Source organism: Prosthecobacter sp. (genome assembly GCF_044227185.1).
Classification (GTDB): domain Bacteria; phylum Verrucomicrobiota; class Verrucomicrobiia; order Verrucomicrobiales; family Verrucomicrobiaceae; genus Prosthecobacter.
Genome location: NZ_JBGAFO010000014.1, coordinates 24,720 through 47,913, shown reverse-complemented (window position 1 = coordinate 47,913; position 23,194 = coordinate 24,720). Strand labels below are relative to the sequence as shown.

At 61.7% G+C, this 23,194-nt stretch carries 21 protein-coding genes; 13 read left to right on the top strand and 8 right to left on the bottom strand.

The features are described from left to right. Window positions 1-88 precede the first annotated feature (88 nt). From ACILSQ_RS26610 to ACILSQ_RS26595, 4 genes are all read left to right on the top strand, one after another. Window positions 89-1,297, top strand: coding sequence for a radical SAM/SPASM domain-containing protein (locus ACILSQ_RS26610; RefSeq protein WP_395746728.1), 1,209 nt, complete (start codon window positions 89-91; stop codon window positions 1,295-1,297). Between the two features lie 163 nt (window positions 1,298-1,460). Further along, window positions 1,461-1,694: a hypothetical protein gene (locus ACILSQ_RS26605; protein ID WP_395746727.1), complete on the top strand. Its 234-nt coding sequence runs from the start codon at window positions 1,461-1,463 to the stop codon at window positions 1,692-1,694. Window positions 1,695-1,696: 2 nt separating this feature from the next. Next, window positions 1,697-2,389, top strand: a complete 693-nt coding sequence (locus ACILSQ_RS26600; RefSeq protein ID WP_395746726.1) for a TIGR00266 family protein — start codon at window positions 1,697-1,699, stop codon at window positions 2,387-2,389. 6 nt (window positions 2,390-2,395) lie between these two features. Beyond that, window positions 2,396-3,676, top strand: a complete 1,281-nt coding sequence (locus ACILSQ_RS26595) for a M48 family metalloprotease (RefSeq protein ID WP_395746725.1) — start codon at window positions 2,396-2,398, stop codon at window positions 3,674-3,676. Window positions 3,677-3,706: 30 nt separating this feature from the next. On the opposite strand, the gene ACILSQ_RS26590 is transcribed toward ACILSQ_RS26595, so the two are convergent. The 7 genes from ACILSQ_RS26590 to ACILSQ_RS26560 form a co-directional block, all read right to left on the bottom strand. Next, complete coding sequence (locus ACILSQ_RS26590) at window positions 3,707-4,600, bottom strand: protein-disulfide reductase DsbD domain-containing protein (protein WP_395746724.1); 894 nt, start codon at window positions 4,598-4,600, stop codon at window positions 3,707-3,709. A gap of 3 nt (window positions 4,601-4,603) precedes the next feature. Continuing rightward, complete coding sequence (asnS, locus tag ACILSQ_RS26585) at window positions 4,604-5,968, bottom strand: asparagine--tRNA ligase (protein WP_395746723.1); 1,365 nt, start codon at window positions 5,966-5,968, stop codon at window positions 4,604-4,606. A gap of 107 nt (window positions 5,969-6,075) precedes the next feature. Beyond that, window positions 6,076-8,484, bottom strand: a complete 2,409-nt coding sequence (locus tag ACILSQ_RS26580; protein WP_395746722.1) for a hypothetical protein — start codon at window positions 8,482-8,484, stop codon at window positions 6,076-6,078. 44 nt (window positions 8,485-8,528) lie between these two features. Beyond that, on the bottom strand, window positions 8,529-9,410 hold the full coding sequence (locus ACILSQ_RS26575) for an SMP-30/gluconolactonase/LRE family protein (protein WP_395746721.1): 882 nt from the start codon (window positions 9,408-9,410) through the stop codon (window positions 8,529-8,531). Between the two features lie 15 nt (window positions 9,411-9,425). Further along, a complete protein-coding gene (locus ACILSQ_RS26570; protein WP_395746720.1) occupies window positions 9,426-9,683 on the bottom strand; it encodes a type II toxin-antitoxin system RelE/ParE family toxin in 258 nt (85 codons plus the stop codon). Beyond that, window positions 9,684-9,881, bottom strand: a complete 198-nt coding sequence (locus ACILSQ_RS26565) for a hypothetical protein (protein ID WP_395746719.1) — start codon at window positions 9,879-9,881, stop codon at window positions 9,684-9,686. It lies immediately after the preceding gene. Between the two features lie 62 nt (window positions 9,882-9,943). Further along, window positions 9,944-10,813, bottom strand: coding sequence for an alpha/beta hydrolase (locus ACILSQ_RS26560; protein WP_395746718.1), 870 nt, complete (start codon window positions 10,811-10,813; stop codon window positions 9,944-9,946). An 84-nt stretch (window positions 10,814-10,897) separates the two neighbouring features. Here ACILSQ_RS26560 and ACILSQ_RS26555 point away from each other — a divergent pair, with 84 nt between their 5' ends. Continuing rightward, a complete protein-coding gene (locus tag ACILSQ_RS26555) occupies window positions 10,898-13,321 on the top strand; it encodes a DUF1549 domain-containing protein (protein WP_395746717.1) in 2,424 nt (807 codons plus the stop codon). A gap of 62 nt (window positions 13,322-13,383) precedes the next feature. Then, a complete protein-coding gene (locus ACILSQ_RS26550; protein ID WP_395746716.1) occupies window positions 13,384-14,358 on the top strand; it encodes a ThuA domain-containing protein in 975 nt (324 codons plus the stop codon). A gap of 18 nt (window positions 14,359-14,376) precedes the next feature. Here the strand turns inward: ACILSQ_RS26550 and ACILSQ_RS26545 are convergent, their stop codons facing one another. Then, the gene (locus tag ACILSQ_RS26545; RefSeq protein WP_395746715.1) at window positions 14,377-16,419 is read right to left on the bottom strand and encodes a type II secretion system protein GspD; all 2,043 of its coding nucleotides are present in this window, start codon (window positions 16,417-16,419) and stop codon (window positions 14,377-14,379) included. A gap of 265 nt (window positions 16,420-16,684) precedes the next feature. On the opposite strand from ACILSQ_RS26545, the gene ACILSQ_RS26540 reads away from it, so the two are divergent. From ACILSQ_RS26540 to ACILSQ_RS26510, 7 genes are read left to right on the top strand one after another with little or no spacing between them, the layout of a single operon-like run. After that, complete coding sequence (locus tag ACILSQ_RS26540; RefSeq protein WP_395746714.1) at window positions 16,685-18,184, top strand: choice-of-anchor K domain-containing protein; 1,500 nt, start codon at window positions 16,685-16,687, stop codon at window positions 18,182-18,184. A gap of 12 nt (window positions 18,185-18,196) precedes the next feature. Next, entirely contained in the window at window positions 18,197-19,261 is a 1,065-nt protein-coding gene (locus ACILSQ_RS26535) for a type IV pilus twitching motility protein PilT (RefSeq protein WP_395746713.1), read from the top strand. Continuing rightward, window positions 19,248-20,117 (top strand): hypothetical protein, encoded by an 870-nt coding sequence (locus tag ACILSQ_RS26530; RefSeq protein ID WP_395746712.1) that lies wholly within the window; start codon window positions 19,248-19,250, stop codon window positions 20,115-20,117. The genes ACILSQ_RS26535 and ACILSQ_RS26530 overlap by 14 nt, the downstream gene beginning before the upstream one ends. A 14-nt stretch (window positions 20,118-20,131) precedes the next feature. After that, window positions 20,132-20,686: a hypothetical protein gene (locus tag ACILSQ_RS26525; protein WP_395746711.1), complete on the top strand. Its 555-nt coding sequence runs from the start codon at window positions 20,132-20,134 to the stop codon at window positions 20,684-20,686. Window positions 20,687-20,707: 21 nt separating this feature from the next. Then, window positions 20,708-21,310 (top strand): hypothetical protein, encoded by a 603-nt coding sequence (locus ACILSQ_RS26520; RefSeq protein WP_395746710.1) that lies wholly within the window; start codon window positions 20,708-20,710, stop codon window positions 21,308-21,310. Window positions 21,311-21,313: 3 nt separating this feature from the next. Then, window positions 21,314-22,207, top strand: coding sequence for a hypothetical protein (locus ACILSQ_RS26515; RefSeq protein WP_395746709.1), 894 nt, complete (start codon window positions 21,314-21,316; stop codon window positions 22,205-22,207). After that, the gene (locus ACILSQ_RS26510; RefSeq protein WP_395746708.1) at window positions 22,204-23,190 is read left to right on the top strand and encodes a hypothetical protein; all 987 of its coding nucleotides are present in this window, start codon (window positions 22,204-22,206) and stop codon (window positions 23,188-23,190) included. Before ACILSQ_RS26515 ends, ACILSQ_RS26510 begins: the two co-directional genes overlap by 4 nt. The last annotated feature ends 4 nt before the right edge of the window (window positions 23,191-23,194 follow it).

Here is a 23,194-nt window from a genome sequence, read left to right as displayed (position 1 = left end):
CATTTTGTGGCCTCCCACCTTGACCTTTTGACCACAACATGACCTTTTGAACGTATCCTGCTGCTCCCCCCCCTTCTTCGCCGCCCCCATGCTCCTTTCCCTCACCTCCCGCATCCTTAAAACCGTCGATCCTCTCTGCCTCGCCAAAATCGGCTGGAACTTCGGTTACAAAGGCGCGCGCTCCGTCATGCTGCACAAGCAGCGCATGAAGCAGGGCCAGTTCTTCCCGCCCTTCTTCTACATCTCCATCCTCAACTCCTGCAACCTCCGCTGCCAGGGCTGCTGGGTGGACGTGGACAAGCCCCGCGAATCCCTCAATCTCGACGAGCTCAACAAGATCGTGAACGACGCCAAACGCCGCGGCAATGCCTTCTTCGGCATCCTCGGCGGCGAGCCCTTCATGCACCCGGAGCTCTTCGACTTCCTCTCCCTGCACCCGGATGCCTTCTTCCAGGTCTTCACCAATGGACAGATGATCACCGCCAAGGCCGCGGAGACCATGCGCAAGCTCGGCAACATCACCCCCCTCGTCAGCATCGAAGGCACCGAGATCGTCAGCAACGAGCGCCGTGGCAACAAGGACGTGCTCACCCGCACCCTGCGTGGCCTGCAGAATTGCCTGGATGCCTGCGTCCTCACCGGCGTGGCCACCAGCCTCTGCAAGACCAACATCGACGACCTCCTCACCGAAACCTGGCTGCGCCGCCTCATCGACATGGGCGTGCACTACGCCTGGTACCACACCTACCGCCCCGTGGGACCCAAGATCAGCGCCGAGCTCGCCCTCACGCCTGAGCAGATCACCCAGGTGCGCAAATTCGTCGTCAACATGCGCGCCAGGCTGCCCATCGCCATCGTCGACGCCTACTACGACCACAACGGCCAGGCCCTCTGCCCCATGGCCAACGGCATCAGCCACCACATCAGCCCCACCGGCGCCATCGAGCCCTGCCCCATCATCCAGTTTGCCAAAGAAAGCGTCCGCACCGAGCGCGATCTCTACGACGTCTTCACCGGCTCCGAATTCCTCCGCGACTTCCGCACCATCGCCTCCCAAAACACCCGCGGCTGCATCGTCCTCGAGCGCCCCGATCTGGTGAAAGCCGTCGTCACCAAACACACCGCCAAAGACTCCACCATCCGCCAGACCGCCATGGCCGAAATTGAGAGCATGACGCCGCGCACCAGCCAGTGGCGCGAAGGCGAAGAAGTCCCCGAGAAACACTGGATGTACTGGCTCGCGAAGAAATTCTTCTTCAATGACTTCGGGGTGTACAAAGGCTTGGAGAAGCGCTAAGGTCCATCGACCCGCCACCGTTCCACCACGACGCGCCTTAATCCAACAACGCAGCCAGACGCTGCGTATTTCTCAGCACCGTCGCACGGAACGGGCCATTTTTTGACGATCGCTCATCTTTTCGCTTGAAGTCCGCTGCGAAAATCGCTCTGAATGCACAGGTATGGATCAAAATACTTTTCTTCCGATTTTGGCGCGTGGCGGTGGCATGGGCAGCATCGTCCGCTGGTTTATTCAGGTCGTCATCTATGACATCTGCGTCACCGGCATTCAGGACATGCTGGGCGTCAGCCGTATGGTGGCGCTCTTCATCTTCCTCGGCATCCTGCTCCTCGTCAGCCTCGGCGGCTACATGCTGCGCAAGAAGATGAGCGGCCAGGCCGACTCTGACATTTAGTCATGCGGCACACGGTTCTTCACGCCCCCGCCTTTTCGACCTTGCGTCTTGATATGGCGGAGGGTGAGGCCATTCACTCGCAGCCCGGCAGCATGCAGGCCATGACGCCGGGCTTTCACATCGACGTGAAGGCCGGCCTGCACATGGGAGGCAAGCGCGGCATGCTCGGCGGCATGCGCAGCCTCTTTGGTGGTGAGAATTTTTTCACCGTCATCTACAAGGCCAAGCGTGATGATCAGCATCTCATGCTGGCCCCTGAGCAGATGGGCGACATCCGCGCCATCGAGGTCACGCCTGAATCAGGCCTCAAGCTCGCACGCGGTGCCTTTCTGGCCTCCACGCCTGAGCTGACCTTTACTCTGCACAATGCCGGCATGCAGGGCATGCTGGCCACACGCGGGCTGTTCTTCCTGAAAACCGTCGGCTCCGGTACCCTCTTCCTCTCCAGCTACGGCGGCGTCATCGAGCAGACTCTGGCCGAGGGCGAGCGCTTCGTGCTCGACAACCGCAACATCGTCGCCTTTACCGACACCATGGAGTTTGAATCCGTGGTGCTCACCCAGTCGCTCAAGGATTCCTTCTTCTCCGGGGAGGGCTTTGTGGTCCGCTTTACGGGCCCAGGCAAGGTCATCTACCAGACTCGTGCGCGCCCATCCATGGGGCTGATCCGCGGCCTGCTGCAGACCGTCACTTGAGCGGGCATGGAGGAGGTACTGCCAAAGCCGCGCCGTCTCGTCACGCCCACGCGGGAGGCGCTGCTGCGCAGCTTTCAGGCAAACGAGTCGCGCTCGCTGCTCTGGCTTGGCCTGGAGCTTCTCGCCATATTCGGCGGTGTGGCCTGGTGGGTGGCGCAGCCGCATGAGCTCCCAGGCTGGCAGTTCGTCCTGCTGTTTGCCTGCGCCTTTCTCGGACTGTTTGATTTCATCGTCCTGCAGCATCTCGCCAGTCGGAAACGACTGGAGGACGTTCGGCCGGAGGCAAAGCTCGGCATCCACACTCGGGACTCGCTCATCGCCGCGGTGCGTCGCGTGCAGATGCGGCTGGGCCTCGCAGAGCGGCGCATTCCCGTCTATCTCGCTCCGGAAAAAGACGTGAATGCCTTCGCCATGCGTCTGGAGTTGCTTCCTGGCTGGCACTTCTTCAACAGCGTGCAGCTCAACCGCTCCATCGTTCACCTTCTCGATGAAAAGGAGCTGGAGTCCGTCATCGGCCATGAGCTGGGCCATGTCTTTGCCTACTCGCCCATTGCCAGCCGCTGCATGCTCCTCCACGCGCTTTTGTCCGGCGTGCTGGCGCTGGTGATCGCGCAGCTCCTGCAGCACTACGAGATTCGCTGGGGTGCGCCGCTGCTGGCCTTGGGTGCGGCACGCTGGGTGGCCTTTTCCACCTGGGTCACGCAGATTCGTCTGGTGGAGTTTTTGTGCGATGACCACGGCGCGCGTGCGGCCGGCCTCGTCCCGGCTCTCACCACAGAGATCAAGCTCGGCATGGAGCATGAGGCACGCAATGCCCTGATGGCACGCGTCCTGGAAGCCAAGCTGCACCACAGCGGCGTGCCCATCGCCCAGCTCCTCCAAGAATACGAGGATGCCATGCCCTTCGGCAGCGTGCAGTCCGCACAGGCCCGCGCGCAACTGGAGCAGGGCATCCAGCGACGCCTCGCCGAGCACGATGTCTCCTCCCTCACTGGCTTCTTCCAGTTCACCTTCAAGGGCGACAACACCGACCATGATGCACTCAAGGAAACCCTGGCCGAAATATCGGCGGTCTCCCAGATCGCCAAAGTGCCAGTCTCGCTCCCTGACGTGCTCAAAGACTCGCGCCTCCTGCCAGATCTTGTGCAGCTGATCGAGAGCCATCCCGAACGCGTGCTCTTTCATCTGGCGCCCGAGCTCGATGACCGGGGCTCCACCCATCCCAGCCCTTCACGCCGCATCCTCTACCTCTGGCGCAATCAGCAGGCCATCGCCGCCGCGGCATGATCTGGAGGACAGGCTTCCAACCTGTCCTGATTAGCGCTCAATCCTCGGCGCTACCTGCAGGCATCTCAGCGCGCCGCCTTGCAACCACCCTTCCTCGTTTCGCAAAATCACACGCAACGTTTTTGGCGGCTGGCTGCCAAGATACGTGTCGGCTTTGATGAGGGTGATGGTGAGGCTGCCGTCATCGTGACGCAAAATGGTTTGCGGCTTGTCAGAGTCAAACCAGCCGTCCTCCGTGAAGGCAATGATGTGATCCGCCTCGCGCTGGTTTTTGCTCGGTCGCGCACCGGCAGTGGCAGGCCTGACGACGAGGGTGATCGTATCTCCCTTCTCGCTGGCGGTGGCTGTCCACGCGTCACTGCGTTGCTCGGCGCGGACGCGCTCGGCATTTAGAAGCTTGTGCCACCTGGCGTTCAGTTCAGCGCTGGCGGCCACGGGCAGCGTCAGGCTGAGATCCATCGAACCTGGATGGCAGGAGTTGCCGCAGCACATCCATGAGGCAGTGCCGGTCAGGGTGATGGAGTCTCCGATCTTGAGATTCGCGGGCGGAGTGATCTCCGTGCGCAGCATCACATCGCGGTCAAAGCCCTGCGCCTTGATCTGAAACATGAAGGTGCGTTCCGGTTCCGGGTAAATGAGTTCACCCGCCTTCCAGCCACGCGGCAGCTTCCATTTCAACTGCGTGGGCACACCGACGATGCCCGGAAAGCGCCAGTAGGTGTGCGAACCGCGATCATGCTCCAGCCACAGGCCGACGGTGAAGGGCTGGCCCGGAACGATGGCCGACTGCTCGGAGACAAGCTGGATTTTGAGCCCTTCTTGAGCCAATGACGAATGCCGAATGAGGAATGACGAAAGCAGAGCCGCCAGCAGCAACCAGCGGCGGCTCGGACCAGACGTCATCGTGCATTTGTCATTCGTCATTTTTCAATATGCGGCGTGCCCTGGTGTCCGCGCAAAGGGAATCACATCGCGGATATTGGGTACGCCTGTGACAAACATGAGGAGGCGCTCAAATCCGAGACCGTAGCCGGCGTGCGGTACGGTGCCGTAGCGGCGCAGGTCGGCGTACCAGGCGTAGTTCTCGGGGGCGAGCCCCTGTTTGGCCATGAGGGCTTCCAGCACATCCAGGCGCTCCTCACGCTGGCTGCCGCCGACGATCTCGCCGATGCCGGGGACGAGCAGGTCCATGGCGGCGGCGGTTTTGCCGTCATCGTTCTGGCGCATGTAGAAGGGCTTGATGTCCTTCGGGTAGTTGAAGATCGTCACAGGGCCTTTGACATGTTCTTCGGCCAGATAACGCTCATGCTCGGTCTGCAGTCCTTCACCCCAGACGACCGGGTTTTCAAAGCTGCGTCCGCTCTTGAGCAGGATCTCGACGGCATCCGTGTAGCTGATGCGCTCAAAGGGCTTCGCCAGCGTCTGCTGGAGGCGGTCGATGAGGCCTTTGTCGACGAACTTGTTGAAGAACTCCAGTTCATCCGGGCATTCATCAAACATGGCCTGCACGAGGTAGCGCACGTTTTCCTCGGCCAGAGTCATGTCCGCGGTGAGATCGTAGAAGGCCATCTCGGGCTCGATCATCCAGAACTCGGCGGCGTGGCGTGTGGTGTTGCTGTTTTCGGCACGGAAGGTGGGACCAAAGGTGTAGATGTTTCCCAAGGCGCAGGCAAAGGCCTCCCCCTGAAGCTGACCGCTGACGGTGAGGTAGGTGGGACGGCCGAAGAAGTCCTGCTCGGGCTTGGCGGGCGCGTCTTGTTTCAGCGTGGTCACTTGAAACATCTCCCCTGCCCCTTCGCAGTCGCTGCTGGTGATGATGGGCGTGTGCACGTAGAAAAAACCGCGCTCCTGGAAGAAGCGATGCACGGCGTAGGCCATCTTGCTGCGCACCCGGAAGACGCTGCCAAAGAGATTCGTGCGCGGCCGCAGGTGGGCGATGGTGCGGAGAAACTCCGGCGTGTGCCCTTTCTTTTGCAGCGGGTAGGTGGCATCGGCCTCGCCCAGCAGTCGCAGCTCCTTTGCCTGCATCTCCCACTTCTGTCCGGCTGCGGGAGAGGCGATCAAATCTCCCACCACCTCCACGGAGGCACCCGTGAGAATGCGCGGCAGCAGTTCCGCCGAAGGCAGAGTCGCATCCACCACCACCTGCAGGCCTTTGAAGCAGGAGCCGTCGGAGATTTCCAGGAAGGAGCAGGCTTTCGAATCGCGCTTCGTCCGCACCCAGCCGCGTGCGATGATGCCCGGACGTTCGGATTCGGAGTGAAGAAGAGAGTGGATGGTGTCGAGGGACATGGTGGAATGGTAGCAAAGCCCTCCGGTGGAGCAAGGAAGACGGTGCACGATGCTGCAGAGAAAGCCGCGCGTACCGGCGTGAATCGTTGCCACACGCCAGCGTGGCTTCACTCTTCCGGCGAAAGAACCTCGATTTTCCGCGCCTTCTTGAAATCCGGCCTCACAGGGCGTGGATCATGCCAGCGCTCCCGTGCGGCGGGCCCCTGCGCATCCAGCCACCGACCCAGTCGCAGCCGCAGACTCTTGAGCGCAGCATGCGTCTCCGCACCAAACTGCGACCTCCCCGCATCAGCTTCTGAGCGTTTGACCAGTTTTGCCGAGAGCCCCGGCAGCGCACGCACGGCTGCCATCACCTCCGCACGTGTGTGGCCTGACAGCGCCGTGAACTGCATCAGATACTCCACCAGTTGCTGCCCGGCGAGGAAGGACTTCAGCCGCAGGCTCGGCACCGGCCCCTGCGCTGTGGGATACAGAACGGAAGTCTCCGTTGGCTTCTGCCACGCCGCCATGTCGCCGATCGTGTTCCACGGCACCACACCGTCCGCCCCGAGGCTCCACGATTCCACGCACCAGGCCGCATTGGCCCAGCACGCCGCACCGGGGGCGCTGGCGCTGCCATACATGTAATACAGATTTCCATGTTCTTCCGCGCGCCGTCGCACGCGCGGCCACCAGGTGCGCAGCGCGCCGCTCACGACTTCCACATTCACGCAGTCATCCAGGAGGTCCCGCTGCCACTGCGGGCGCGAGATGTCGGCACGATAACACAGCCGCGCCTTCTGCCAGGGCTCCACTGCTTTCCAGAACTCCATCCCAAAGCGCCGCAGCGCCCAGAAGTCCTGTGTCTGCACCGGCTCGTCAAACACCCATGCCGCGGTACATTTCCGCCAGTCGTCCTTTTTGAAATAAACCTTGTTGTTCAGGTAAAACTCCACCATCGGCTCCGTCCAGCCTTTCTCCTCAAAGTGTCTGGCCGCCTCCGCCGCCGCATGGCGAAACTCCTCCCAGTACGAGTTATCGTAGGCATCTTCGATCCAGTAGCCGCCGCGAAAATGCGCGTCATGATTCATCGGCCAGTTCTCGTTCAGCATCAGGTACCACGCCTCCACCGGCGTCCCTGCACGCGGCAGCCCCGCAAAGGCGCTGCCATCCAGCAGCGGGCCAAAGGCCTCGTCATACGCCGTCCAGTCCCAGGCACCGTCCTTGCGGATCACCGGCTTTGGCTCATCGAGCTTTCCCGTCCAGCCATAAGGCAGCTGGTTCAGCGTCGTGCGGTGCTCGTGCGCCAGCCGGTAATAGTCCCGCACCTGTCCCGGCAGGCCGTACGCATTCATCTGCGGCAGGAAGGACAGACGGTTCGGCAGCGTGAAATTCCACACCTGCAGCCGCAGCGGAGCCGTGCTGCCGACCACATGGACCGCACCAGTAAAAGCGCCCGCTGCTGCGGACTTTGGCACCCTCAGCTCCACGTACGTATCCGCCGCAGCCACATCGGTGCCCGTGCTGTTCACATCCCAGCCGGGAGGTACCAGCGGATCCTGCACTCCACCGATTCGCGGCAGCGTATACAGCTTGACCTCCACACCCGGCAGTTCCACGCGCACCTCCGCGGGCCGCGCTGCGAGGATGAATCCCACAGCCTCCCCCTTGGCGGCATGGAGCCGCAATGCGCTCAGCGGCTCTCCATATTCGTCCCGGCATGCCACCGGCAGCGCCGCATCTGCACTCTTCTCCTCTTCCACCAGCGGTGGCAGTTCCACCGCTTTGGTGGTTGTATCGGCGGGACGCTCTGCTGCAGGCGGCGCGGTCACGGCTGGAGAGCCCGCGCCCTCCTCCAGCCAAAGGGTGAAATACGGCCGGCTTTCCTTTCTCTCCTCGCGGCTGCTCACATAACGGTTCACGTTCGGGCTGTAGGTGAAGGCGTTGCCATCCCGCACATACTCGCTGCCCACATCATCCATCACCGCAAATCCGTACGACCTTCCGTCGATGCGTGCCTGCACCACCTCCGGCGCTACGGGGATCACCTGCCAGCCATTTTCATCCGGTGCAGTCACCTCGCCAAAGCCCCAAACGGATCCGCCTTCTGCGTTGATCACCGCCGTCAGGTCCGGCTCATCCCGCCCCCAGCGCGACTCCCCCGTGCGCGCCCACGCGAACGAGCTCGCCCCTGCGACCTTCTGATAACTCGAGCCGTTTCCCTCGACCCACTCCTGCGTCACCGATGACACCGAGGTTCGCTGCAACGGATGATCCCGCGACACCAGCCGCACATGCAGCCAGGCCTTGCGAACCCGCCGCCCTTTCAGTGACGCAGCATCGAGATCCACCAGAAAAAACTCCTGAATGCCTTTCAACTTCAGCCGCGGAGAGCCTCCATTGTTTCCCTCAACTTCCGTCGGATAAGACGAAACCCACAAATCTCGCGACACCTCCACCCGCTGCTGAGCCAAAGCAGAATCGCAGGATGCCATCCACATCAGCAGTGCGAGACAGAAGCTGTGACCACTTTTCATTCGCAGAAGAAAATGCCTGCCGCCCGACGCGGTGTGGGGTAATCCTACCTCCCAAAGTAGCCTTTCACCTTCACTTTGCGACCGTAGATCTTTTCGCCACCGCCCACATACAGGATGTCGTGCTCCTTCCCGGCAAATTCCACGCTCACGACTTTGCCGTTTGCTTCCGGTTTGGCGATGATGCCAGCCAGGCGGCCTGCGGGGTCGAAGATCTGCACGCCAAGTTCGGTGGTGACGAAGACGCGTCCGGCTGCCTCGGTGGTCGAGCCGTCACCCGCCGCAGATTCTTTGCCCACGGGCAGCCACATGGTGGAGTAGGGCTCTCCTCCAGTCAGCGTGCCGTCGTCCTCGATGCGCCACGCCCACACATGCTTGCCGCCGTATTCAGAGGCGTAGAGCGTGCGCTCATCCGTGGAGATCGTGATTCCATTGGGCTTCACCACATGCCCCTCATCCGCGATGACGTGCTTCCTGTCCTTGGTGATGAGATGGATGCGCTGTGTGGGCGTCTCGGTAAAATACAAATTCCCCGTCTTGCTCACCACGAGGTCGTTGCACTTCACACCGGCGAGCAGTTCCTCCACCTCCCCCTTCATCGTGATGGCGATGATACGCTGCTCCTTGTTGTGGCAGGCATAGAAACGACCATCCGGGCCGATCTGCAGACCGCTGATGCCGGGCAGGTTGTCGAGAAACAGGTCCACCTTTCCCGTGGCGGCATCCAGCTTGTAGATGCCCTTGCCACCCTTCACATCGGTGAAGAAAAGATTGCCCGCAGCATCGCAGCACAGGCCGTCGGTGAAGACATAGCCGCCGGCCACCTCGCGCCAGGGCTCGCCCTTGACGAGATAGTCATGCAGCGAGGTGTCCTGCGCGAGGAGCGGGGTGGAGAGGAAGAGGCAGAGAGAGTAAAGGATGCGTTTCATGCGTGGAGGTTGAGATCAGTTGTAAATATCCTTGCGATGCCCAACGTCCACGATCAGGACGATGAGTCTGGAGTCTTGAATGTCATAGATGACGCGGTAACTACCCCAGCGGACGCGCCAGAATCCTGAATCACCCTTCATCTTGAGACATCCTGGTGGCCGGGGATTCTCCCTCAGCTTTTCAAAGATGCGGGATAATTGTTCGCTCACGTCTCGTGGAAGCTTCTTGAGCTCTCTCAAGGCTGCTGGGCGGAATTCGAGGTTGTAGCTCATTCACTTCCAGCCCATTTCCTTTTTCACCTCATCCCACGAGACATTTTCGCCACCCTCCGCCAGAGAGGCTTCGGCCCTGGCCACGTCGGCAGCATCCTCAGCCGCTTCACGTTTGGCCTCCAGCCATTCCACCAACTGCCAGAACTGATCCTGTGGCAGTGACTCGATGGCTTTTTCGATTTCCAGCACCGTGCTCATGAGTGTGAAGATAACCGTGAGAATGCTTTGCTCAACAGAGAACCGCGAACCCACACAGCGTCTTACTTCTTCCACAGCCAGCGCATCGTGTCTGGAAAGATGGCGCCGCCGTGTTTGCCGCTGTGGGTGCCTTCACCAAGAATGAACTGATAGTCATAGCCCGCAAACTTCAGTGAAGCGGCCATGTCCTGGTTGGACAAGGGCCAGTTGCCAAACTGGTTGTCCAGATCATTGCTGCCATCCTGCAGGAACACCTTGAGCGGCTTCTTCTCGGTCTTGCGGATCAGCGCGGGATAGACGTAGCCGCCGCGGATGTTCGTAAAGCTGCCGATGTGGCTGACGACCTTGCGGAAGGCGTCCGGCCGCTCCCACGCCACCGTAAAGGCGCAGATGCCGCCGCTGCTGTTGCCGCAGATGGCCCGGCCTTCGGGATCATCGGTCAGCTTGTAGCTTTTGGAAACTTCGGGGAGAATTTCCTCCAGCAGAAACTTCGCGTACTGATCTCCCAAAGAGTCATACTCAAAGCTGCGGTTGCTCCGTGGTTTTTCCTTCGGGTTTTTTGTCGGAAACACACCCGGATTGATGAAAATACCGATCGTCACCGGCATCTCGCCCGAAGCGATGAGATTGTCGAACACCACCGGCACGCAAAACTGACCGTCCTTCTTCACGAAGCCGCCGCCGTCGCAGAACACCATCACGTTCGCCGGCTGCTCGGCCTTGTATTGCGCCGGCACATACACCCACCAGTCGCGCGTGGTGTCGGGATAGGTCTTTGACTCCGTCCAGGCCGGCATCTGTGTCACCTTCCCTTGCGGCACGCCTTCCTTGACCTTCGAATCCGGCCCCAGGACATACTGGTCATCCTGCGGGGCGGAAAAAGCGGACGTGGCGAGAAACAAGGAGGCAGCGGCAAAAGGGAGAAACTTCATGGAACGAACCCGAACGGGAGATGCGCGGGACATCTTGCAGGCATGAGAGGATGGAACGTCTTGTGTCGTTTAAACCGCGCCTTCATGATTTTCCGCCACCTCCTGCCCTGCTTGTTTGCTGCCACATCGGCATCCGCCGCCGTCGATTTCTCCCACCAGATCGTCCCGATTCTGCGGGAGCACTGCGCGGAGTGCCATGCAGGGGACAAGAAAAAGGGCGGCTTCTCCTTCAACGATCGTGAGTCCTTGATGGAAGGCGGTGAAGACGGCGCGGTGGTGGTCAATGGCAGGAGCGCGGAGAGCGCGCTGATCAAAGCCATTCTCTCCACCGATCCCGACGAGCAGATGCCGCCGAAGGGCAAGCGGGTGCCCGCGGAGCAGGTGGCGCTGCTGAAGCAGTGGATAGATGAAGGGCTGGCATGGGAGGAAGGCTTCGCCTTCAAAAAGCCCGCTTATGAGCCGCCGCTCAAGCCGCGCTCGCCGGTGCTGCCTGCCGCGGTAGATGGCCGAGACAATCCAGTGGATCGCATCCTCGACCACTACCTCGCTGACAAGAAACTCCCCCGCCCTGCATCCATTGATGATTCCACGTTTGTGCGCCGGGCTTATCTGGATCTCATCGGCCTGCTGCCCACGGCGGAGGAGGTCGCAACCTTTGTCAAAGATGCCGGGCCGGACAAACGCATCCGCCTGATCAACACGCTGCTCAAGCGCGACATGGACTACACCGAGCACTGGCTCACTTTTTGGAATGATCTTCTGCGCAATGACTATGGCGGCACCGGCTTCATCACCGGCGGGCGCAAGCAGATCAGCAACTGGCTGTATCACGCGCTGATCACCAACATGCCCTTCGATCAGTTTGTGCGGGAGCTCATCGCACCGCCGAATGACGAGAGCCGCGGCTTCATCGACGGCATCAAATGGCGCGGCGATGTCAGCGCCGGGCAGACGGTGGAAATTCAGTTCGCTCAGAGCGTCTCCCAAAGCTTCCTCGGCATCAACATGAAGTGCGCCTCCTGCCACGACAGCTTCATCGACCGCTGGAAGCTCAGCGAGGCCTACGGACTCGCGGCCATCTATTCGAGCCGTCCGCTGGAGATCAACCGCTGCGACAAGCCCATCGGCCAGCAGGCAGTGCCCTCATGGCTCTTCCCGGAAATCGGGCAGGTCGATGCGAAAGCCTCACAGCCGGAGCGGCTGAAACAGCTCGCGGCGCTGATGACAAATCCGCAAAACGGCCGCGTTCCCCGCACCATTGTGAACCGTCTCTGGCAGCGCCTGATGGGGCGCGGCATCGTGCATCCGGTGGATGCCATGCAGACGGAACCCTGGAATGCGGACCTTCTCGACTACCTGGCCACCGATTTTGTCGAGCATCACTATGATTTGAAACACACGCTCGCCCTCATCGCCACCTCGCAGGCCTATCAGTCGCATGCCCAGGTGGTGACCAAGGGGATCGATGACCGAGGCTACGTGTATGCCGGGCCCAGGACGAAGCGGCTCACGGCGGAGCAGTTTGTGGATGCCATCTGGCAGCTCACCGGCGCCGCCCCCACGAAAATGGACGCAGGTGTTCTGCGCGGTAAAGTCGATCCCGAGCTCGCCAGGCAGATCAAAATTCAGGGCCAGTGGATCTGGGGCTCCAGCGCCAAACCCGGCAGCACGCCGCCTTCCGGCGAAACGATCACGCTGCGCAAAACGCTCAAGCTGGATGCCGATCCCGCCAGCGCCAGCGCAGTCGTCACCTGTGACAACGGCTACACCCTCTTCGTGAACAACCGCAAGATCAGCGCGGGTGACGACTGGACCAAGCTCGCCGCCGTGCCGCTGCAAACCGCCCTGCGCAAAGGCGCAAACTCCATCCTTGTGACAGCCACGAACGCGGGCAAAGGCCCCAATCCCGCCGGCTTTTTCTTCGAAGCCCGCGTGCGCGACGCCACAGGCAAAGAAATTGCCATCAGGAGCGACGAAACCTGGGAGTGGACTACCAAAGCCCTCCCCACCAAGGAAGGCCGTCTCGGAGCATTTGAGGCCAAGGACTGGCAGCCCGTGACCGTGGTGAAGGCCCTGGGTTCATGGCAGCAGGTCATCCACGCTCAGGCCCCCTCGCTGCTCGCGCAGGGTGCCTCCGCCTCAGACCACATGATCCGCGCCTCGCTGATGAAGTCGAACTTCCTCATGCGCACGCTCGGCCGCCCGAACCGCGACCAGATCGTCACCGCACGCCCGAACGATCTCACCACCCTGGAAGCCATCGATCTCGCGAATGGCAGCGTCCTCGCTGAAGCCATCGCCAAAGGAGCACTGCGGCTCCTGGCGGCGAAAACCTCCTCCACGTCCGCTTTGATCACCGGCCTGTACCGTCAGGCCTTGTGCCGGGAGCCCTCGGCCAGCGAGCTCGCCACGGCACAGAGCCTGGTCGGTGAAAAGCCCACGCAGCAGGCCCTGGAGGACCTGCTGTGGGCCGTGTGCATGCTGCCCGAGTTTCAGACAGTCCGGTAGCGCTTCGCCTCTTGATTTGAAGCAGAGGCCGGGAATGATGCGGGCACTCCTCTCTCCAACCTATGAAGCCCGCACTCCTGCTCGTCCTCCTTGCCGCCACTGCAGTTTCACTCCCAGCCGTCACCCCGGATGGCAAACAGAAGCTCGTTCTCATCGCCGGCAAGCCCTCCCACCCGCCGGGCATGCATGAGTTCCGCGCCGGCACCATCCTGCTGGAGAAATGCCTCAAAAGCGTGCCCAATCTGGTGGTGGATCGTCATGAGATGGGCTGGGTCACCGACGAAAAGACCTTTGATGACGCGGACGCCGTGGTCATCTATGCCGATGGCGGCGGCAGGCACCCCGCCGTGGTGGACGGGCACCTCGAAACGCTGCGCAGGCTCACCGCAAAAGGCGTGGGCTTTGGCTGCATGCACTACGGTGTGGAAGTGGTGGCCGGCCAGGCCGGCAAGGAGTTTCAGGAGTGGCTCGGCGGCTACTATGAGAACGCCTACTCCTGCAATCCCATCTGGGACGCCAGCTACACCTCCCTGCCCAGCCACCCTGTGACCAATGGCGTGCAGCCCTTTAACACCAAGGATGAATGGTACATTCACATGCGCTTCCGTCCGGCCTTCGGCCATGGCGTCGCGCCCGCCGAAGATGGCGCCGCCAAGTTCGTGCCCATCCTGGTGGCGCCGCCCAGCGACGCCACACGCGACGGCCCCTATGTGGCGCCCAAAGGCCCCTACCCCCACATCCAGGCGGAAAAAGGCTCTCCTGAAACCATGATGTGGACTGTGGAGCGCGCCGATGGCGGCCGCGGCTTTGGCTTCACCGGCGGCCACTTCCACGCCAACTGGGGCAATGACAATGTGCGCAAAACCGTTCTCAATGCCCTGCTGTGGGTCGCCAAAGTGCCGGTCCCCGCGGACGGCGTGGCCTCCAGCGTCACCGCGGAAGAACTGACCCAGAATCTGGACCCCAAGCCGGCGCCGAAACCCAAGAACGCGGGCCTCGAAACACCCCGTGTGTTTGAGCGTGTGGCGGCCCGCTGATCCGAATCCTGATCCTGATCAGAGATACTTCTTCTTGAACAGGATGCCCTGGAAGGATTCGAGGCGCTTCAGGATGGTGCGCAGCGACTGCTGCGCCTGATCGATCATGCCAAACTTCGCCGGCTCCGAGAGCTTCATGCTGTCGCACTGTTGCTCCACCCGCTCCACGGCGATCTTCAGTTCCTTGAGCTTCTGGCTCAGTTCCGGGGTGATCCGGCTTTCTTTGATGGTGTTGCCGAGGATCTCCGCTTCACGCGAAAGGTATTCCACCGTCTTTGGCAGCGCAGCGCTGCCACCCACCAGCGCGCCGCTGTAGGTGTCCACCTTCGGCTTGCCCGCCATGTGCGGCCTTTGCGGCACCACCGACTGCGGCTCGGCCGGCAGGCCTCCGTTGCGCGCGTCGATGATCGTCGGCGTGATGAAGAGCATCAGGCTCTTGTGGTTCTTGCTCCGGCTCTTGTAGTCGAAGAGCCACTTGAGACCGGGGATCTTGCTCAGGAAGGGCACGCCGGCCTCGGCTTCTTTTTCCGTGGCCTCGTCCAGTCCGCCCACCGCGACCGTGTAGCCTGACTCAATCTCCACCGGCGCGCTGTAAACGCGGGAGGAGGCAATCGGATACGGATTGCCGGAGATCACCTGCGTGCCGATGATGCTGGAAACAGTCACCGCCATGTTCAGCAGCACCTTGTCAGCCTGCATGCGCTTGGGCAGGATGTTCAGCACGGTGCCGATCGGCAGGTAGGCCACCTTCGTCGTCGTCGTGGCGCCGACAGAACCCGAGCTCGCCGTGGAGCTCGCGTCCAGCACCGGCTGGTTCACCACCGCACGGATGGCCACCTCACGATTGCTCAGCGTGACCATTCGCGGATAGGACGTGGTGTTCGTCTCCTGGTCGCGCATCATTGCGCGCAGCTTCACATTCACATCCTGCGCACTCAGAATGCTCGTGGCGGGAAATCCCAGCGTGGCCCCCACATTGTTAAGATTCGCACCTGTCAGCAGGTTGGCGAGGTCCGTGCGGTAGCCTCCCGTGGTCGGTACGTTGGTGTAATTGACCGTCGTCACGGGCAGGCCCGTCGTGGTGTCAGTCGTCGTCGTGGTGTCCTTCACCTGCCGGAAATTCCCGGTCTCCAGGGTGCCGGTCCAGTCGATGCCAAACTCTCGCGAAGGATCACGCGAAGTTTCGATGAACTTCACCTCCACGGCGATCAGGGTCTGCGGCTTGTCCGCCGCTGCGATGTAGCCTTCCACCCACAGGTGCTGGAGACGCGTGGCCACCACATAGAGCGTGTTGGAGTCCGACTTCCAGATCACCTTGGGTTTGCGCACCGAGCTCAACTCGTTGGAGTTCATCGCCCTCGCGGCATTTTCATCCGTGCCGACGCCGGCCATTCCAGGAATGCCCGTGCCAGCCTGGGCGCCGTCCATCTCCTCAGGTGGCAGGCCCAGCAGCATGCGGATGTCATTGATCACCTCGCTGCGCTTCACGGCAAAGGTCTGGCTGGTCCCCTGAAGGTCCATTCCCACCGCAGCCCCGCTGACGCCCCCGCCTCCGCTCCCGCTGCTGCTGCTGGTTGAACGGGTTGAAGACGAGCCCGTACCCGAGCTGACACGCTCCACCAGTTCCACGGCGTTGTTCCGGATCTCATAAGATTTGCCGATCAGCTCGCGATCATCCGCAGGACGGATGTACCAGATGCCATTGTCAGGAATGATCGCCAGGCCATTGGCCTTGCACAGGGTCTCCAGCACCTGAAAAGGACTGGCCTTGATTGAAAACGTAATCAAGCGGCTCCCCTCCGCGCTGTCATCAGGGAGCGAGAAGAATGAAATGCCGGCGTCTGTGGCGAGGAATCGCAGCACGTCGCTCAGCATGGCCTTTGAAAAGTCGTACTGCTGCGGAGCCGCTGAGCGCAGCCGGCTCGCCTCCATCTCATGCTCCGGCGACATCTGATGCATCGTCGCCTGATTGAACTGAGCGCGCAGAGCTGTGCCTGACAGGCTCGTCAGAACGAGACCTAGCACGAGATTGAACTGGAACAATGCTATAAAATGGCGCATATTATAGAAATTATAGATTAAACGAGAAAACAAATCAAATGACATTTAACAGTGGAGTCTATTGATTTTATGAAATACGTCGATTATTCAGCCCGCCAAACAATTTATTCTATGTTTTATATAATTTCCATATCTTTCCCTTGAATTTAGGGGCCTTTAACTATTTAGTATCGCATCAATGATAACCGCTAGAGTCATCGCTTGGCGTTCCCGCCTGCGCAGTTCGCACTGTCGCGGCGGCTTCTCATTGCTCGAGCTGATCATCATGATCGCCATCATTGGCGTGATCGCCGGCCTCGGTGCCTCTCTCCTGACCGATGACTCGGACTCTGCCCGCGTCGCAAAGCTCCAGTCAGACGTCGCCACGCTGAATCAAATGGTGTCCCTTTATCTGGCAGACGGCGGCAGCCTCGCCGGCCTCACCACTCCCCAGACCATCCTGGATAAAATGAAACGCACGCGCCCCCAGGCGGAGTGGCAGCAGCATGCGGGCATTGTTTCCGGCAGGCTGCTGGACGTGCGCCTGCGGGCCCGGATGACCACCCAGCCGGACAATTCCAACAACCCGCGCGTCATCTGGGACCGCACCAAGCAACGCTTCGTCATGACCCGCGCGGCCGGCAGCGCGGTGTCTGAATTCTATCTGGACGACACCCTTGCCGGTTCCGACTTCGGCACGGAAACACGCACCAAATCGCTCATCACCTTCAATTCCAGCAACAGCGGCTGGGTCTGGGGAACCTCTGTTTCAAATCCCGCCGCCAATTATCTTGATCCCCAGCCCTTCACCTCACCGACTGCGGACCCCGCATTCAATCCGAACGATGCCGCACCCACCTCATCCACTCCACCAGCGGACACCGGCGGGGGCAGCGGTGGCGGGAGCGGCGGTGGGGATGGCACGCCCGCACAGCCCACCCTCGCGCTTCTGCCCATACCGCTCGTCTCGCCGGTCGGCGGCACCTTTGCCTTTGGCAGTTTTCCGGCCTCCGTCACCCTCAGTACTGGCGGCGCGCCTACCGGTGTCTCCACCCTCATGTACAGCATCAATGGCGGGGCCTGGCAGGAGTACACCGGCGAAAGCATTCCTGTGATCCCCGCCATGATCCTGCAGGCGCGCAATGAAACGGCACGCCCGGCCGAGTACACCACCAGCCTCACCAACACCCAGACCTATTACCGGCTCACCAGCGGCTTCAGCGGCACGGAGGAGGGCAGTTGGGGCAATGCCATCGGCGGCTCCAATCTCGTCACCAGCATCCAGAACAGCGGCACCACCTCCACTTTCAAGTCCGGCAACACCAAGCTCGACCTTGGCAACGGCCAGTACCTCGACGCAGGCGTGGAAAACTCACTGAGCTTCACTCCGGCGAGCTTCAACAGCATCACGCCCAACACCTGGTTCGACTTTGGCGCCATGCAGATTCTGAACGGCACCACCTTTTATAACAGCGAGGCCTCTGGCGTCACGCTCACCGTCAATCTGAACCTGACGCAGCCGGCGATCAGCGTCACCACTCACATTGACCTGGGGCTCGTCAGCACCACGAACACCAGCGACCGCCTGGCCAGTGCTGACATCGTTCAGCTCATCAATCCCACCACGGACTTCACCGTCACCATCGATGGCGTCCAGTACCGTCTGGAGCTCTCCTGGGTGTCCCTGGACCCCAGCGCCAGCGTCGTGCAGGGCAACAACCTCCTCATTTATGAAGGTGCGACCGCGGCGGTGGAGCTGCGGGCCCGCTTCACCAGCAATTACTAACCCACCGCCACCATGGAAGACATTCACGAACGCAGTCAGCTTGGTTACCGGATGCTTCACCTCTCGAAGGATTCAGGCGTTAGCGACTTCTATGTCACCCCGTGGGAGGCCCTGACCTACAAGCGCAACGGCAAGCTGTTTTATGACTCCTTCATCTACCAGCCGGAGCGCCCCCTGGAGTTCACTCCCGGCTGCGTGGACTACGCTCTGCAGCTCGGCCCCCGCCGCTACCGTGTCAACCGCATGGTCACCCGCGGGCGTCCGCGCTGGGTGCTGCGTCTGCTCCCGGAAAGCATTCCGGACATCAGCAAGCTGATGGTGCCCCCTCCCGCCATCAAGGCCTTCCTGGAAGCCAAGAACGGCCTCTTTCTCGTCTGCGGCGCCACCGGCTCCGGTAAATCCACCACGATTGCCTCCATGATCCTGGAGCGCGCCAAACGCCGCCAGGAGCATGTCCTCACCTTCGAGGATCCCATCGAATTCGTCTATCCCGCCGGCATTCCTTCGCTGGTCTCCCAGCGTGAGATCGGCACGGACGAGCTCGACTTCAACAAGTCCCTTCGCGCCGCTCTTCGTCAGGCGCCCGATGTCATCCTCGTGGGAGAAATTCGCGATGGCGAAACGGCCGAAATCGCCCTGCAGGCGGCGGAAACGGGCCACGTCGTCGTGGCCACCCTGCACACCTCCTCCGCCGCGCAGACGGTGCAGCGCTATCTCAAGCTCATCCCCAGCGACCGCATGGAAAACGCCATGCTCTCTTTCGCGGACTCCATTCGTGGCATTCTGTGCCAGCGCCTGCTGTTTGACGAAAACCGCGGCAAACGCTTCCCCATTCACGAGCTCCTGCTGCCGTATGACTCGGTGTGCGGCATGATCCGCCGCGGTGAGTTCAAGAACCTCGACCAGGAGCTGGAGGCCGGCTTCACGCGCGGCATGGTCAGCTTTGAGCGCTGCCTGAACATGCGCATGGCCGACGGCTGGAAACCCTCCACCGCACGCAAGACCGGCTACACCGAACATGAGGTGTACGACTTCCTTTCCAAAGAACAACTGACCTCCATTTATGCTGTTGGATGAAATCAAATCTGTCCTGAGCTTCGCCGCTTTCAAAGCCGACCCCGACGACTCCGCAGTCCCGTGGGGCAAGCGCTTTGAATCGCGCAAATCTCTTCTCATCAATGTCAGCCGCGGCGCGGTGAGCTGGCGTTCCATCAACAAACGCGGCCGCTTCGAAGAAGGCGGCGTGCAGGAGGGAGAGCTGGCCGACACCGCCCCGCTCAAGGGCGACGAGTGGCGTGGCATGACCGAAGGCGGCTGGTGCTCCGTCTCCGTGAACCACCGCTTCATCATCAGCCTCGAAAACAACCTCATGCGCGGTGACAACTGCGTCAGCCTCCTGCGCACCAATCCGCGCGCCGTGCTGGGGCCCAAGTATGACCGCGGCAAGCGCTACGCCATCTGCCATCATCCCGAGACCACCGCCAGCCTGCTGCTCGCCGTGGAGGAGTCTCTGGTCAAGGTCACTGAAGACGTGCTCAAGACCGTTCATCTTCGCCCCGGCCGGGTCAGTTGCGGGTTGTTTGCCATGCTGGAGCACGCCATCCTCAGCATCTACCGTGCGAGCTCGGGCGGCACTCCTTCTGACTTCGTCCTCATCGCCGCCTGTGAAGGCTCGCTCGCCGTGCTCGTGCAGCAGGAAGGCCAGTGGCGCGACATCCGCTGCCGCAGCGGCCTGGGCCCGGAGGCGGTGGAGACCGCGCTGCAGATCATCAGCCCCCTGCTGGCCAAAATCCCCCAGGGCAGCCCGGTGTACTTTGTCGGCGACGGCCACGACAACAAATTCCGCACGGAGCTGATGCTGCATCTTGAAAAGGTCGGCGCCGCCGACCTGACCCAGGATGACCTGCTCTGGACCATCATTGGAGAACATTGAGCCCCTGACTTCCCATGAACGAATACCTCTGCCACGACTTCAAAACACCGCGCACGGACACCTCGCGCCGGCTGCCCTCGTCGTTCCGCGCCATCCCCGTCATCTTTTACGTGGCCCTCGTGGGCAGCGCCTATGTGATGACCATGGACTACTTCAACTACAAGAAGGCCCTCAAGCAGAAGATCGACGCCGAAGAGCGCCAGAAGCTCAGCGAAAGCCAGCGCGATTCGTTCAAGAATGAAAAGGCGGACCTCGAGGCGGAGGCCACCAAGGCGGAGAAAGTCGCCCAGTGGATGGAAGGCGCGCGCAACATCCAGCCCATAGCCGTCAAGATCGCCCGTGCGGTGCAGACAGACACTCGCATCACCCAGGTGGCTCTGGAGCGCAGTGAGCAGGTGCCCTCCAACATCGCCCTCACCATCCATCTCAACGGCTCCAAAGTCTCCACCGAGCTCGCCGCCATCGAGGCGGCGCTCGGCCAGCTTCTCTACCGCTCCTACTCGCCCCAGCAGACCAAAAACGGCGACGTGGTTGAGTACCACTCCACCCTCGTCCGCCAGGCGGATTAACCCCGCACATCCCTTCCTCGCATGAACCCCAAGCAACTCGCCTGCGTCGTCCTGCTTATGATCATCGGCGCCATGACCTACACGGCGCAGATCATCCACAACACGGTGGCCACCACGCGCGCCGCTGCGGAGGAGGCCGAAACCGCCGCCGTCACCGCGGAAAACGAGCGCTCCACCGCTGAAATCGAAACCGCCGTTTTCAAGACCGACACCGAGGACCTGCGCCGGTTCCTGCGCTCCTGGCTCCCTGCCATCGACCATGTGCAGACCCAGCAGGAGGCGGAGCAGACCATCGAGCTCAGCCTGCGCGAGCGCGGCATCAACCTGGTGCGCTCCCGCAAGACCGAGCCCAAAACAGCCGCGAACAACAAGCTCATCCCCCGCTCCGTCGTCACCACCCTGACCATCGAAGAGGAGTTTGCCAAGGTGCTCAACTGGCTGGGAGACATCGAACGCCGCCTCCCCACCGCGCGCATGAAGGTGGTGCAGATCACCGGCGGCAGCACCGGCACCCAGCTCAAAATGGAAGTCTCGTTTGAAACACCGATTTTCGATCTCGCCGCCGCGGATGCGGACAAGAAGAAGGTCCCGGCCAAGCCCAAGGAAAAAGCCAACAAATCCTAGCCCATGAACTTCGCATCCAGCTTGCTGCTTCCGGGCCTGATTTTCATCTTCATGGCCGCCTCCGGCCATGCCCAGGAAGCCGCTGTCGCCGAGGAGGGGGAAAAGCGCGTGCAGTACCAGCTCGTGCTGCCCGAAGAGAAGACTCCCGAAAACGTGAAGCCCGAGGAGCACAACCCGTTTGAATCCGAAAACGAGGCGCTCAGCCGCCAGTCTCCGGGGGACACCGAGGAAAACCGCGTGCGCGACAAACTTCTCAAGCTCCCCGTGGTGGGCACCAAACGCATGCCGGACGGACGCATGCGCGTGCTGCTGGGAGACATCATCCTGGAGACCGGCTCCACCGTTCCCCCGGTCCTGCCGGAACAGCTCGTCGAGTTGAAGGTGAAAAACATCACCGCGCAGTACATCGAGCTCGCCTGGCAGGAAAAGCGCCTCACCGGCCTCCCCCCCAAGCTCATGATCATCCCGATTAACATCTCCCCGCAGGTGCGCTACCAGATGCTCGGCCAGACCGAAGCCGATGCAAGAACCGTCAAGGGACCGAACGCCACCATGGATCTGCCCGCGCGCGCTCCCGCCGCCAGCCCGCAAAACACTCCCCCGCCCGCGCTTTCGGAGGAGTCTCCGCCGCCCCCGCCCCCGCGGGCGCAGGTCGTTGCGGACGACCCGCAGCCTTTCACGCCTCCCCGCGTGGTAAATCCACCCGCCGCGCCTCCTGCTCCGGCCCCAGCCCCAGCCCCTCCCGCGCAGCCTCTGCCCGAACTCGCCAAAACACCCGACAAACCGAAAGAGCCCGCTCCGCCGGCCATCCCTCCCGCCCAGAGCACACCTCCTTCACCAGCCGTTGAGTCCGTGGTGCGCATGCTGTTTGGCAATCCCACGCCCGCACCCAAATGAACCGTCGTGTTGTCCATCAGCCGGGGGGCTTCACCTCCGTGGAACTCCTGCTGGTGCTCGCGCTTTCTGCCGTCATCCTGGGCGGGGCGGTCGTATCCTACGGCACGCTGATGCGCAGCCAGCCCAGCGCCTCCTCCATGGTCGCCGTCCCCCTGGGCGTCACGCGCACGCAGGCCTTTTACGGCACCGTCAGCACCACGGTCGATGTGGGCATGGCACCGCAATATGGTGCGCTGTCGCTCGCCGAGGAACTGCGCGAGCAGTTCCTGGCGGACACGCTTAGCGCCACCGCGGTTTACTGCCTGCCCCGCGACGGCATCAACACCTGGAAGCCCTCGCTGATCGCCTACAATCCGAGCACGGATGACGAGCTCGACACACCGCAAAAGTTTCGCGCCCACATCGTCGCCCATGCCGGTGTGTCCGCCTCCCTCTACCGCGACTACCGCAATCCGCTCAACGATGGCGTCGCCGTTCCTCAAAACGCCAGCATCTTCGTTCTCGGTTACAGCAAGTATTCCGGCTATCTCAAGGTCAACGCCATTTACGACATCGACCTGATTCGTTTCACTGGAGTGACGGAGCCCAATGGCATTCACGCTTCTGTGAAGCGGTATGCCAGCGTCGCCGCCTCCACCACTCCGTCCACACTCTCCTACATGGGGGGCTATGACGTGTTCTTCCCGCCCTCCATACCCAGCCCCACCAATGCCGCCCAGTGGTCCACGGACGGCTTTGCGCCGCTGTTCGTCACCTTTGAGCGCGCTTCACGCCTGGCGCTGCGTGAAACGCCTTCCACGATCGACCGTTTCAAGCGCGCCTATGAGCGCCCATTCTACTTCATCTGGTGGCCTGATCCCTCCGCCCGTCATCTCGGCGCGGTCACCAGCACCCTGGCCACCACGGATCCGCGCCAGGCCTACAACCAGATGGCCGGACGCTCCGCCTTCATGTTCACCGTGCCAATGTTCCCGGCCCTCTAGAGCG